This window comes from Paenibacillus sp. V4I7 (assembly GCF_030817275.1).
Taxonomy (GTDB): Bacteria; Bacillota; Bacilli; order Paenibacillales; family NBRC-103111; genus Paenibacillus_E.
This window is the reverse complement of record NZ_JAUSZD010000002.1, coordinates 2,886,958-2,900,552: the sequence shown is the minus strand read 5'-3', so window position 1 is coordinate 2,900,552 and position 13,595 is coordinate 2,886,958. Positions and strand designations below refer to the sequence as shown.

Annotated in this window: 13 protein-coding genes; 7 read left to right on the top strand and 6 right to left on the bottom strand. The window is 41.9% G+C overall.

Annotated features, from left to right (window positions below; all coding sequences use genetic code 11):
• The first annotated feature begins 422 nt into the window (after positions 1–422).
• Together QFZ80_RS38975 and QFZ80_RS14435 are read left to right on the top strand one after the other, a co-directional pair.
• Positions 423–698: a GrpB family protein gene (locus QFZ80_RS38975; RefSeq protein WP_373460083.1), complete on the top strand. Its 276-nt coding sequence runs from the start codon at positions 423–425 to the stop codon at positions 696–698.
• A 755-nt stretch (positions 699–1,453) separates the two neighbouring features.
• A complete protein-coding gene (locus tag QFZ80_RS14435; RefSeq protein WP_307559558.1) occupies positions 1,454–1,822 on the top strand; it encodes a DoxX family protein in 369 nt (122 codons plus the stop codon).
• Between the two features lie 322 nt (positions 1,823–2,144).
• Here QFZ80_RS14435 and QFZ80_RS14430 read toward each other — a convergent pair whose 3' ends face one another.
• Entirely contained in the window at positions 2,145–2,735 is a 591-nt protein-coding gene (locus tag QFZ80_RS14430; RefSeq protein ID WP_307559556.1) for an MGH1-like glycoside hydrolase domain-containing protein, read from the bottom strand.
• 102 nt (positions 2,736–2,837) lie between these two features.
• Between QFZ80_RS14430 and QFZ80_RS14425 the strand changes: the two genes are divergently transcribed.
• Together QFZ80_RS14425 and QFZ80_RS14420 are read left to right on the top strand one after the other, a co-directional pair.
• A complete protein-coding gene (locus QFZ80_RS14425; protein ID WP_307559553.1) occupies positions 2,838–3,422 on the top strand; it encodes a TetR/AcrR family transcriptional regulator in 585 nt (194 codons plus the stop codon).
• Positions 3,415–4,401, top strand: a complete 987-nt coding sequence (locus QFZ80_RS14420) for a glycerophosphodiester phosphodiesterase family protein (RefSeq protein ID WP_307559551.1) — start codon at positions 3,415–3,417, stop codon at positions 4,399–4,401. The genes QFZ80_RS14425 and QFZ80_RS14420 overlap by 8 nt, the downstream gene beginning before the upstream one ends.
• A 363-nt stretch (positions 4,402–4,764) precedes the next feature.
• On the opposite strand, the gene QFZ80_RS14415 is transcribed toward QFZ80_RS14420, so the two are convergent.
• Positions 4,765–4,956 (bottom strand): hypothetical protein, encoded by a 192-nt coding sequence (locus QFZ80_RS14415; protein WP_307545994.1) that lies wholly within the window; start codon positions 4,954–4,956, stop codon positions 4,765–4,767.
• 650 nt (positions 4,957–5,606) lie between these two features.
• On the opposite strand from QFZ80_RS14415, the gene QFZ80_RS14410 reads away from it, so the two are divergent.
• Positions 5,607–5,789, top strand: coding sequence for a hypothetical protein (locus QFZ80_RS14410; RefSeq protein ID WP_307559549.1), 183 nt, complete (start codon positions 5,607–5,609; stop codon positions 5,787–5,789).
• A gap of 631 nt (positions 5,790–6,420) precedes the next feature.
• Here QFZ80_RS14410 and QFZ80_RS14405 read toward each other — a convergent pair.
• From QFZ80_RS14405 to QFZ80_RS14395, 3 genes are all read right to left on the bottom strand, one after another.
• Positions 6,421–7,707, bottom strand: a complete 1,287-nt coding sequence (locus tag QFZ80_RS14405; protein ID WP_307559547.1) for an IS110 family RNA-guided transposase — start codon at positions 7,705–7,707, stop codon at positions 6,421–6,423.
• A 207-nt stretch (positions 7,708–7,914) separates the two neighbouring features.
• Entirely contained in the window at positions 7,915–10,509 is a 2,595-nt protein-coding gene (gene ppsA, locus QFZ80_RS14400; protein ID WP_307559545.1) for a phosphoenolpyruvate synthase, read from the bottom strand.
• A gap of 332 nt (positions 10,510–10,841) precedes the next feature.
• Positions 10,842–11,342: an NUDIX domain-containing protein gene (locus tag QFZ80_RS14395; RefSeq protein WP_307545997.1), complete on the bottom strand. Its 501-nt coding sequence runs from the start codon at positions 11,340–11,342 to the stop codon at positions 10,842–10,844.
• Between the two features lie 241 nt (positions 11,343–11,583).
• Here QFZ80_RS14395 and QFZ80_RS14390 point away from each other — a divergent pair, with 241 nt between their 5' ends.
• Positions 11,584–12,438, top strand: coding sequence for an IS110 family transposase (locus QFZ80_RS14390; RefSeq protein ID WP_307559543.1), 855 nt, complete (start codon positions 11,584–11,586; stop codon positions 12,436–12,438).
• Positions 12,439–12,459: 21 nt separating this feature from the next.
• On the opposite strand, the gene QFZ80_RS14385 is transcribed toward QFZ80_RS14390, so the two are convergent.
• Positions 12,460–12,804 (bottom strand): winged helix-turn-helix transcriptional regulator, encoded by a 345-nt coding sequence (locus QFZ80_RS14385; RefSeq protein ID WP_307545998.1) that lies wholly within the window; start codon positions 12,802–12,804, stop codon positions 12,460–12,462.
• A gap of 147 nt (positions 12,805–12,951) precedes the next feature.
• Between QFZ80_RS14385 and QFZ80_RS14380 the strand changes: the two genes are divergently transcribed.
• Positions 12,952–13,383 carry a YybH family protein gene (locus QFZ80_RS14380; protein ID WP_307559541.1) on the top strand — a complete coding sequence of 144 codons (432 nt, stop codon included), beginning with the start codon at positions 12,952–12,954 and terminating at the stop codon, positions 13,381–13,383.
• Positions 13,384–13,595 lie beyond the last annotated feature (212 nt).

Genomic DNA, 13,595 nt, shown 5'->3' with positions numbered 1-13,595 from the left:
CTAAGATTACTACTATTAATTATTGTAGAATTGTTCGTAGCCGAAAAAGCAGTAATCACACCGCTGCCAAAAGGCGGGGTATACCCTTCAGGTAATACTCCTAACGTACTCCCTTCAAAATCATCATTGACAAGTGATGTAACCGGCGCCGCCGCCGCCCTGACTTCAGAAGTACCGATGAGCGGCATGTAGGAAAAAAGAAACAGCAGACACAGAATAATTCGAAGCGCTTTCATCATGTAGTTTTTCAACCTCCTAATCTTCTTTGAAAAGATAACCAAAGTATATTAGCAGCACGCTTAGTTCCGCAATAATCATTTGCTCAGATGATGAATGATTATTGACAACGCTCGCACTTTTCCGCCGGAAGTGAAAGAGAAACCTCAGGTTAAACTTGTCATATTGCCGGTTTATTTCTCGCGATGCATTTTTTCTCGCCGCTGGTTGTGCCATTTTCAATTCTTTTCGATATGTTCGCTGGCGTTCATACATTGCTTAATGAAGAGGTTTATGCGGACTTTCTTAGTAATTCGGGTTACTACTATGTTGAAACCGGCATGACCGGGCGACATTTATTTGCAAAAGAATTCGCAGATGAGCGAACGCATCATTTGCATTTCCTGCCGATCGTGGGATTTCACGAAAGAAAAGAATTGCTATTTCGCGACTACCTCCTGAACATATCATTCCGATCCTGAGGGCTACACACGAGCAAAAACTGCCTTTATTCAACGAGTTGATGACCTGGCTCGAACAGAACGTGGACTCCCTCTATGTTAGATAGACTTGTCCTCAAGTATTCACTTCCACTATGCTGCCCTTTAGTTTAATGAGGCCGCCGGATCGATTCTGCGGCGGCCTCATTATGTTTGTGTCGAGCTAACGCTCCCCTTGTTTAAGAAACCATAAACCATTATCGGAATGGATTTATCAAATCATTGTTCACCATCACACACCTCTGTAGAGGTGCAACAACCTTTAGGCTAACAGTATTACCAATCTTGACAGCTGTTCAAGAAGGAGGTCGGCGTATACGTATAGCGCTTTCTATCAACATCCCCAGGAATTGTAGGTTGATTTGTGACACTGGATGACAATGTAGACACATTTGTGCAGTACATTTGTGTCATTGGACTGTACAATTGGCTCCACCAAACACAAATAATAGATACGCCAATTTTGCCGTGTTCAAACCTGTCGAGAAAGTCTCGACAGTCTTCTTTTATACCAAATCAAATTAACACGATCACCGCGTTAATTGGGCGACGTAAAGCCCGATGCGTGGTACGCCGGTGCCTTTACCGAACTTGTATAACTTGCATGAGCATGGGCCGTTTCAACTACATCAGAATAATTGCTTTACAGGACACCTTATGGTGTTATATTATAAAGTTATGAATTAGGACACTTATCGGTGTCGAATACAAAAAATTTAAAAAGGAAGAGGTTTCAAATGATTATACTAACCATCGTTCTTCATAGTTGGCTGCTTTTCTCCATGGCCTTCTTTGGCGGAAGCAAGATTGCAGGAGCCAAGCATCAGGTCGAGCTGTTCGATTCGATTAAACTTCCTCAGTGGTTCCGCCTCATTACAGGCTATATTCAAATTGTTGGATGCATAGGCCTCATTATCGGCTACTGGTATCCAGGGATTGCCGCATGGACTGGAATATTGATAGGCATTATGATGTTAATTGCGATCCTCTCGCATTTTAGAGTCAAACATCCGTTTGGGAAAGTGATGCCTGCCTTCCTGAATATCTTGATTGCTATTGCCGTAGTAATCTTATATGCAGATGAACTGTCCCATCCGTTTGGGTAAGTTCATAACTATGGTAGTGAAATACCCAATGGTGGAGAGCGCATCGCTGGCAGCGATGAAGTCATGGGTTCGCCCGCGCGAACGGAGCGATAGCGAAGGACAATGCTTGACATATCCTTTCAATAACGATTTATGCCGACTTATTAAAAGGTGGAGATGTTTTAATGAAATACTATTACTTCCAAAGTTTATTCCCTAAAACTATTATCGAATCTCCCCCTATTGTTGCTATTTATGGTGTTTATGACCATAAGCCCTGACCTCATAAAAGCCCACGCTCCCTCCCCGAAGGAGGTGCGTGGGCTTTTATTTTGTAAAACGTCTACGAACGAATAGCCTCTATACGCAACCGACCTTCTGGTTCACCAGGTATCCTTATTTCTATAGTACCGTCTGAAAGGCTGGTCACCTTTAATTCTTGACCATTCCATGAAACCCTATATCGGTGGCCGAAATTCATACATACAATTACGGAATGTTCTCGGGTTGGATCTCCAAAATAACGGATTTCCGCATTCAAGGAGGTATTGCCTTCGGTGAATTCGGATTTATTCACCCAAACATCATATCCGCAGGTCAATGTACCAGGACGATAATAAGCAGCAAACCAGCTCAGCACTGGTGTTGACAAGCCTCCGAAATGGTGCCATCCAGCGCCTCTCCCCGATTGAACGATAAAATGCTCGTAGCAATTGTAGGTTTGCTCAACTTCTTGCTTCCAGAGTCCTAATGCCGTAGATGCAATTCGGTGTGCTCCCTCGGTTCTGCCATGACTGAGCATCGCCTTCCAGATAAACCATTGATGCGGCATCCATACCGCACCGTTCCAGTAACCCTCTGCCCGGTAATAAGGTGCGCTTTGGTCAACCGTTGATAAACCAATTGGGCTCCATAGCCGTGAGGCATCTAGCACTGCCGCTTTTGCCTGTACAACTCCTAATTGCTAAATCATGCTATATACGATAAAATGACCGTGGTCATAAATGACTTCGGTCATTTTAATGGGGTGAATAGGTTGTCAAGAGAAGTTAAAAAAAAGAAAACGAAAGAAGATATCATTCGCAATGCAATTGAATTGTTTAAAGAAAAAGGGTATGCAAATGTCACCGTTGAGGAAATAGCGTTCAAAAGCGATATTGCCAAAGGAACATTTTTTAACTATTTTCAAAAAAAGGAGCATTTACTATTACATTTGTCTAACTCATACATGCAGCTTATGAGCCAAATTGTTGATCGACACAAGGAAGGCTCGATTAAGGAGCGGCTACTGCATATTCAAGGCGACTTGCTGAGAATTTATTTACAACATGCAGACTTACTCCGTCTAACTTTGGTTGAAACGATCAAATCAGCATTCGAATCACCGGAATCAACAACTAACATCTCGCTATTTCAAGAAACGCTCGGCACCATAATTGAGAATGCTAAAATAAGCGGCGACCTCCGAAGTCGCAGAGATTCGAATGTGAGTGCCGCCGTGTTAGTCGGTCTGTTTATCAATTTACTTATTACCTGTTCATCAAAACTTAATGAAGAAGAAATGTTCCAAGTGCTGCGGCAACAGTTGGATGTGGTGTGGGAGGGGATTGCAGATGAATAGGTTTAAAAAAATACTAAGAAGCAAAATCGTGATATTTCTCGCTGTACTATCTGTCTTCACTTATTTGAATAACAGTTCTCTCCTTACGCAACAAAGGAAAGATGCTCCACTTCTACTCGCCCATCGAGGACTTGCCCAGACCTTTACAATGGAGGGCATTACGAATGAAACCTGTACGGCTGAGCGGATCTATGTACCGGACCATCCTTATCTGGAAAATACAATCCCCTCCATGGAAGCAGCGTTTCAGGCAGGTGCGGACATTGTTGAATTCGATATAAAACCAACAAAGGACGGACAGTTCGCTGTATTTCACGATTGGACACTCGATTGTCGAACGAATGTAAAAGGCGTTACCAAGGATTACACAATGACAGAATTGAAGAATTTGGATATTGGCTATGGATATACAGCCGACCATGGACAAACCTACCCGTTTCGCGGTCATGGAATAGGATTGATGCCATCGCTGGATGAAGTGCTGAGCTATTTTCCTGAACAGTCTTTATTAATTCATATAAAAAGCAATGATCCCAATGAGGGAGAAATGCTGGCCCAATTTCTCTCGGCTTTACCGCAAAATCGTTTAAATCAGCTTACCATCTATGGAGGAGATGAACCCATTGCTTCTTTAAAGGAAAATCTTCCTACTATCCAGGCAATGTCTAAATCAACCATGAAAAGCTGTTTACTCCCATACATAGCTGCCGGCTGGGCTGGATATGTTCCGCCAGCATGTAAAAATACGGAACTTCACATTCCAGAGAAAATCGCACCATGGCTATGGGGTTGGCCAGACCGTTTTATTAATCGGATGGATAAGTCGGGGACTCCTGTCATCGTGGTCGGTGGCAATGGCAGCGACTTTTCAAGTGGATTTGATACTGCTGACGATATAACACGTCTGCCAAAAAACTTTACCGGCGGGATATGGACGAATCGAATTGATCGGATTGCTCCTTTATATCTTAAACGGTAGGTTTAAAGAATGAGCCTAGAACGTGCAATTTTAAAAAACTGAACGATTAGTTTAATCGAGACTTAATTAGACTTGTTAATTTTCAACTGGGATCAAGGAGCTGCTGCCGCGGCAAACTTACTCCACAAACTCGATTTTTATAATTCCATTCTGTCTGACCATGTCTCACAACATATAGTTTCAAAAAATCATCTCCATAATATTGAAATAACTTACTGGAAATATCGACGGACAGATCAAAGTAAACTGCCCGAAAGTGAAAAAAGGCTGCATTGTCGGCAGCCTCAAGCGAGCTATCGTTCCCTTTAACGAGAACCAAACTTCATCGGGATAATAATTGTCGGGGTTCATTGGCAGATGACACTATTCTAAATCATTTCGGGGATGTGGATTAATCGGGGGATATAAGAATTGATTATCGAATTGATTATCTTTTTTCGGATCATGATCATCAGGATTTTCGCTTTCATTTGGCATCTCAGCAGCAGTTATAGCCGACATAGCTTCAAAGCTCACGAAGTCTTCGACTTCATCAAACTGGTTGTTTTCAGTCATTGCAAACCTCCTTAAGGTGGATTTCATTACTAGGCAATTATTCGCCTTATCTTTACTTTTTATTCAGGAATTCAAGGAAGCAAAGTCCCCCGTTTAGAGGGACCCGAGGATGACCTATGTTGGCAACCTTTGATGAGCTCTAGATATCCGTTGAAAACCCACTAACCATTTATTTCAATCATTGCCCGCGTAAGTGTTATTTGTTTTTTCTTTTCTTCTCTGTAGTGTCCCCAGGTAAGGAGCGCTATTATAACGTCATAAAGGGAAATAAATAATGTCCCATAGAAGAATACCGACAAATCCCATTTATTTCACCGTCCCGGATGCACAATAATTTTGTTTATTATTACCACTTGATTCCTTTTTCACTAAACTGCTAACGAAACGAGGCTGCCGTATGTGTCGGCAGCCTCGTTTCGTTCTTTTGAGCTATAGTTCTCCGTTGTTCAATGATGTAATGTTCATCAAACTTAAAGGTGACTTGGAACGCTTTATCTTAGTTTCCCGGTTCCTTATCATTATGAAAAATCTGCAGTCGGCTACAATCTTCCAAACTTTCCACGTCGGCGTTGTAAAAATATAGTGGCTACGGTTTCGTCCCCCGAACGGAGTACTAAACTGTTTTCGCCGTTCAAAGGGGCAAACTCGAAGTGAAGACTTCCCTGAAAATAGGACACTATGCCCTTGAACCGATCGAACAGGACTTGGGCCACGAAATCGCGCGTTTGTACCGGATGCTTGAACGCGATTACTTTTCCGCCTCCGTCGGCGACGAGCATGACGTCTTCGGTCAGCAAAGACAGCACATGATCGACCTTGCTCGAGAGATGTGAGGAACCGGCTAACCCAATCCAATTCTACCGCTTCGACCAGGACCGTCTCCTCCTCGGATATTCCCATCTTTACCCATTTGTAATCATCCCTTTACTAGTCAATTTATAATCGTATTATTCTCGATATTCTTCAACAATCCTGCACAATCGCTCAACGACAATTTCAGTACATAACTTATCTTATGAACTGAAAAAACCAGCCCGTAAAACGGACTGGTTTACACTCCATTCATTCAACTATCGTTCCCCATCCCTCGGTTTTAAGGGTTTATCTCACGTATACTCACTCATTCGCAGGATTTCATCACCTTAAAAATCAGTATTGTTCAGAAAGTTAGTTGATTAAAACCGTTGATTCATATTTTGGGCATACGGGAACAGAGGAACATATGGAATAATTCCCCAAGACCTATTCTACTGCACGTATGCTCCACTATTTCCTTAGAGGTTCACCCTCCCACGGCTCAACGGGTCTATGCCCTTACATTCCTTCGTTATACCTGACCAAGGTGTGGAGACCGATAGCGTTTAGCGGATGGGTCTGTGCCCTTATGGAGAACGAACTCGGTCCTCCGTGCTTTCTTTGTGAAAATCCTGCGAATGAGTCAATCTACGTTATCTACAATAAGTCTCAGGCAGCCTGAGCGTAGTTGGACGTAACTTTTTCTGGTAGAAATGATTCTCCTCTTTGAACAATACCAATCAGGATTCGAGCCAATTTCCCAAGCAGCTTAAATATTGATTGTTGTTTCTTCATTTGCTTGATTTGAACATTATACTCATGCATCTGTCGAAAGACTGGATTCGTTCCTACGAGTGTGATCGTCGCCAGATACATATATTTGCGCAACGTAGCATCTCCTCGTTTCGAAAGCTTGATTTGTCCCTTGTGTTTTCCTGACATTCGTTCAGCCAAATTTAGACCTGCTTTACGCAATAACTGACGTCCATGTGCATACTGTCTTAGATCGCCAGCACATGATAGTATAGCTGCTATGAAGATTGGACCCAGGCCTTTGATCGATCGAAGCTGATTGGCCATAGGAATTTCACTAAGCAATGCTAGAATGTCCTTTTCAATCTTTTCTAGTATTTCAATGATACGTTCAAACTCTTCTAATAACCGCTCTAAATCTTGCTTGGCTTCATGAAGAGCTGTCTTGTCTCCTACACTCTGCTTGGCTTGTGAAATAAGCTGCGCAGCTTTCTGAGTACCCGTAGAACCCCCCGCTCGTTTCATATGCCTTCTCCAACTTGTAATAACCTCGGATACGGACAGTGACTGAAGATCTAGCGGTGAGGGTAACTCTTTAAGAGTAGCCAAGGAACGTTTGCAGGTCCAGTCTTTGAACACCGAGGTATACTCGGGGAACCGAATATCTAACCAACGGATGATCCGGTTCTGCATCCGGACACTATTTGTCACCCAAAATTCCCGGTCACTCATTATCGTCCGCAACCTTTGAAAGACGGTAGCCTGTCTTGTGTATTCATAGTAATAGCCTCGACAGACAACGTCTGCGATGACAAGTGCATCCTTAGGATCACTCTTGGAAGGACAATTATCCCGGTTCTCCTTGTTTCGTTTAGTGGTTGCAGGATTCACCATGACAACATTTATTTCCTTGTCTGAAAGCCAATTGGCCAGGTTAAACCAGTAGTGTCCGGTTGGCTCCATACCGATGATTAGGGTCTTCAATTGGTGCTTCTGTTGTAATTCAGCCATCCAACGTTGTAATCTTTCGAATCCTTCTAAGTCGTTTGTAAATGATAGATGTCGCTTGGCAAGAACGATACCCCGAAAGTTAGTGGCTTGCGCTACATGAATTTCCTTCGCCATGTCGATGCCAATTACAAGGTGAGAGGTGGAAATTCGTTCAATACGTTGATTTTGTCCATCGTTTTGTTTAAACTTCATAGTAAGAGCGCCTCCTTGATGGTATTGGGTTTCTAACCCGTGCACAAACCCATCATACCGAGGCGCTCCTTTTTTGACAAAGTCCAAATCTTAGTACTTACAGGAATGTTTAGTTTAGCTTCTCAGGTTTTACCGTCCAAGCTGAAAATCACCGAATTTATTATCGCTTTTTAATTCCCAAATCTTCATTGTTAATGCTCCTTTGCATTACAATATTTCGATATACCCTTCTGTTCCATGCACGCGAATTCGTTGCCCATCTTTTATCAGTTTGGTAGCATTCTCCACTCCGACAACTGCTGGTAAGCCATATTCACGTGCGATAACTGCTCCATGGGTCATCAGTCCACCAACTTCGGTGACTAGACCTTTTATGGATACAAATAATGGTGTCCAGCCAGGGTCAGTAAAGGCAGTGACTAGTATATCTCCATCTTCCAGATCCGCATCTTCCATGTTTAAGATGACACGCGCTCGTCCCTCGATCACTCCGGAAGAAACAGGCAGACCGACAATAGCTTTGGCCGGGATATTTTCCCGTTTGTACGCACCTGCAACGATTTCACCATCAGACGTGATGACACGCGGGGGAGTTAATTTTTCAAAAAATTTGTAATCGTCTTTTCGTTTGCTGATGATCTGATAATCCAGTTTGTTTGTGCGTACGACTTCGTGAAGTTCTTCAAAAGTGAGATAGAATATATCTTCCTTCTCACGAATTACGCCAGCTTGTACGAGCTGTTCCGCTTCTTTCAGTAAAGCCTGCTTATAAACGAAATAGCGGTTAATCCAACCGTATTTTGGATATTCACGATAACCGATGAAATTCCGAATTCGGCGGATCATTCGTTTTGTCTCTTCAGCTTTTTGTTCACCATCCGGCAATTGGATTAATCGAGCTAATAACTCTTGTTCTTTTTCCAAAGCTTCCTGGCGCCCTTGCTCAAATTTTCGATGACCGGCATTAGGCTCAAAGGCTTTGATGTTACCCAGAATCATGGGAACCAGCATAATTGGTTTTTCACTCCAACGCGTTTTAGAAATATCGATTTCTCCGGCGCATCGCATTCCGTATTTATTGAGATAAGCATAGATTGCGTCATGAGCTTCCTGTCCACCCTCGAAATTAACCAGTTCATCCAAAAAGTTATCATCTTTTACATGCTGTAAATAATCAATGACTTCCGGATAAGGGCGAATCACATCGGCGACACCCATTAATGCCAGACCCATTTCTGAAGTAATATTGTTGGGTACCGATTGAGAAAGCGTATCTACTGCGTTTTTTTCACCTAACCACTCGTTCATTTTTTCATTGATCCATAATGAAGCATTTATGGCAGCCATAAACACAGCCGTACTTTGTGGGTCAAATAAGATCTTCTTTAATTGCTGGATATCTTCTAGAATAAAATCTAATAAATCCGATCCTGATTTCGTCTGGATGTTTTGTTTTAACTCTTCTACCGATGCGTGATTACTCTTAATCAAATCAGAAACGATGTTCGGATTGTTTTCAATTTGTGCCAGCATATCTGTATTACTTCTGCCCGGAATCGATGCTGTTTGATCATTTGGTAACAATTTTATAAAATCTCGCTCTATTATGGTCATGAGTGCGCCTTTTATGAGCGGATCGGATCCCACGGTATTTAATAAAGTTTCCCGGCCGACAGGTGTAGCCAGCCTAGGTGCAACATCAACAAACAACCTCCCACCAGCTTTACGCATAGGTGCAGGAGTAATTAACAGGTAAAAAGACAATCCCAATGGTTTTATGGGATCTGTCATCATTTGTTGATGACCAACAGATAGATAGACGTGATTTTCTTGATCATTCGCTTCAGGGATCGGGTATAAAGTAGTGATCGGCCGACTCTGGACAATATAAAATGTATCATCAGCCAAACACCATTCGATATCTTGCGGGCAGCCAAAATAAGCTTCGATCTGTCTTCCGATATGTGCCAGCTGTAAAATTTGTTGCTCAGTAAGTGTTTGAGTCGTTTGCTGATCAGGATCGATCTGCTTTGTCTCTGTTCCGCCTTCTTTTCGTCCATAGATCGCCATTTTTTTGGTTGCTATTCTCTTATCGACGATTTCCCCTTCTTGTACTTTATAACAATCGGCAGATACCAAGCCTGAGACTAGTGCTTCTCCAAGTCCAAAACCGGCATCGATGGATAGCGACTTCCGGTTGGAGGTAATCGGATCAGCGGTAAATAAAATCCCTGAAGCCTGTGGGAAAACCATCCTTTGAACGATAACGGATATATAAATTTGACTGTGGTCAAATCCATTGTGCATACGGTAGATTATCGCGCGATCCGTAAATAGGGAAGCCCAACATTTGCTGATATGCTGTATGATTGCTTCTTTGCCGATAATATTTAAATAAGTGTCTTGTTGACCAGCAAAAGAAGCATGCGGTAAATCTTCCGCAGTCGCACTAGAGCGCACTGCATAAGCATGTTCATCACCAAACTGGGAGAGATAGTGAGTAAATGCATTCACAACATCGGAAGGAATTTCTACTTCCGTAATGATTTGTCGAATCTTTCTGCTGATTTCACCAATTTGATCTCGATCTTCTACTTTTAGCATTGTTAGTCGATCCAACAAAGTACGATACGTTTCGTTTTGTTCGATGGCTTTTTGATATCCCACTGTTGTAACACAAAATCCTTCTGGTACTTGTATTCCTTCAATTTTTGATAATTCCCCTAAATTTAATCCTTTTCCGCCAACGAGCAAAAGCTGCGTTTTTTCCATTTCCTGAAAACCGAGAACCAAAGAACTCATTCAACATCTCTCCTAATCATTAAATTGAGAAAAAACATTTGACAAGAGCTTCACCGGCATGGTACACTAAAGTTGTAAGATGCAATAATTATTTTCGTGTAATCTGCGAGAGTCGTAATCAGATTATATCATCGTGTCTGTTTATATGCAATATAAAAGAACCTGATAAAACTATCCAGGTTCTTTTTTGATTTCCCGCTATCATTAGTCACATCAAAAATCATGGTTCGAGCCGAACTCCGTCACTGCATAATTCCCTAGCCGTCCTATGCAGCCTAAAGACTGCTGCTGTCTTGTTCAAGTAACGTTCTTAGTTAGCGCAATGCCGATTTCTATTCCAATATTAATTTTCCATCGAACTTTTTATAATCTTTAAATACCCTTTCGTGATGGTTCGCAAAAAGCTCGCTTGAAGCTTCTGGTAGATTATCTAATGGGTAAAACTTTGCATCTACGCTTTCATCTGTCACTTTATCAAGCGTCCCCGTCCACTCATCCACTTGAAATAAATATTCTATTATGTGATGCTCGTTTCCCCAACGGTCTATAAATGTTTGCGTTGTTGGAGTAGAATAAATAGCAGTTAATGTTGCCTTAAGAACGTCAAGCCCTGTTTCTTCTTTAACTTCACGCTTCATCGCATCAAACACTGATTCATCTAGTTCCATGGCTCCTGCAGGTATACCCCATTTTTTATCACCTCTACGCTTTATAAACAAGGCACGACCTTCATCATCGAATAAGATTGCCCGTACTGAGTTTACGATTATCTTTTGTGTGCCAATGACTTTGCGAAGTTTGCCTAAATAAGAATCGTGCCAACCACCGTTCATTTTTCTCACCCTTTGGATTATTCTGTATGAGATTATAATAATCTTAGTATCTTATCAATAAAATAATTTAATTTAGATGGATTCGTTCTAATATTGATATCAAAATTTGTACCAAGCTACTGGTATTAGTATCAATTATCCTGCCCGTTAGTATTATGAGGTCACCAGATATTTCTGTTCGACCTTTAGGGGTTGCCGGTGAAAATACTTCAGGAGTGATGTTATAAATCCAGTCATTGGTTTGGATGTATCAAAGGGAGAGAGCCATGCACAAGCTTTTTTAGACCGTGGAGTACATCATGGGAAGACCTTTAGGTTTAATCATGATCTTGAAGGGTTAGCGTCTTTTCTAAATTATATGAGAGGAGTGGAATCAGCTGCAGGAATGCGTCCCTCCATCGTTATGGAAGCAACTGGCCATTATCATAGCCCTATTGTTCAGTTTCTGGATGAGCACCAGTATTTGAACATCGTCATTAATCCTTTAATCTCACATAACGCCAAGAAAACCAATTTGCGACGGTTGAAGACGGATGCCGCTGAAGCCCATCTGTTAGGGTCGCTGTTCTATAAAGAAGAGTTTGAACCCTATAAAAAGCGGGGTCAGCATCTCATGAATTTACGCTATCTAACACGCCAACATGAATCTTTAACGGGTATGTATGTCCAAGCAAAACTACTTTTCAGGCTATTCTGGATCAAGTTTTTCCTGAATATCATGGCGTGTTTGGTGACCTTTATTCAAAGGTTTCCCTTCGATTTCTGGCTTTACACCCTACGTCTAAAGAGGTTCTGGAACTGGATGAAAGGGAGATTGCTGCAACAATCGGGTCGCCTTACAGGACGTGGCAAAACGGCTTTATGGTGTCCAGAGCGCGCTCAAATCTTAGTAGCAGCAGCAAGGCGAAATCACTTTAAGGAGACGGCTTTTCCAGGTCATCTGATCTCCATGCAGCTGCTCATCAAATTGCTTCTTCAATACAAGGACCATCTAGCAGACCTTAATAAATCGATAGAGGCCCTAGCTGAAGCGTTACTTGAATATGATTTAATCCAATCGATACCTGGGATTTGCACTAAAATTGCTGCAGAATAATAAATCAATTAACGATAAACTTCAACTCTCATTGCGTTCATTTTTACGGAGTGAGATGGAATGCTCCCCCACCTTTAACAATTGAATCAGAATGGGTTCCAAGCTTCTACCAAATTCGGTCAATTCGTATTCAACTTTCGGTGGTATCGTTAAGTATGCAGTGCGTTTAACGATACCATCTTCTTCTAGCAAACGAAGCTGTATCGTCATAACATGTCTTGATACACCAGGAATTAGTCGCAAGAGCTCACCAAATCTCCTGGTTTGTTGAAGCAATTCGTACATGATTTTCGGTTTCCATTTTCCGCTAATCATTTGAAGCCCCACCTCTACAGGACAACCAAATGATTCATCTTGATAGGGCATATTTACCTCCATTGGTTAAGTTTTTATGACTATGTAACTATTTTCTGCGTACTTAAATTATTGTGAGAAATCAGATATGCTAACAACTGTATACATCATACAGAAAGAAGTGATCTTATGAAATCCCCCATTTCAAGAAACTCAGTCATGAATCCGGAAGATATGAATGCTGCATTTGCTCAAGCTTATAATTCCGGCGACATAGACAACTTACTTGCTTTATATGAACCAGGTGGCATTCTGATTAATCTGACCGGCAATAAGGATGAAGGACTTGAACCGATTCGTAAAACCCTTGAGGAACTATTACGATTTAAAGGCACAATGGTATCCAAAAATATTTACTGCATAACATTTGAAAACATCGCTTTGCTTCGAGCACACTTTATCCTCGAAACCGTTGGAGAAGATGGAAGCCCGTTACAAATTCAAGGCCATACCTCAGAAATTGTAAGAAAGCAGCTTGATGAAAGTTGGCAGTATATTGTAGATCATCCATTTGGTGCAGATCTCCTAAAAGAAACGGAGCGTGCAGCCCCCCTACACTTTGATGACCAGCCAAACCTTCAAAGCCGTTAGCATCAATCACGCCATTAAGCTATTCTTATTGCTCTACCCCACTTTTATTCACTACCCATTTTAGCTTCGATGCGTTCTCCAGCCAGTCTTCACGGATCATGGCAACGGTAACGTCTGCTGGCCCCAGATTTTTAGGGGCCACTGAGTCATAAGCGACTATTGTCGCGATTTAACGACCAGAAGAATTTCGTTCTTAGATATTCTGATCTCGT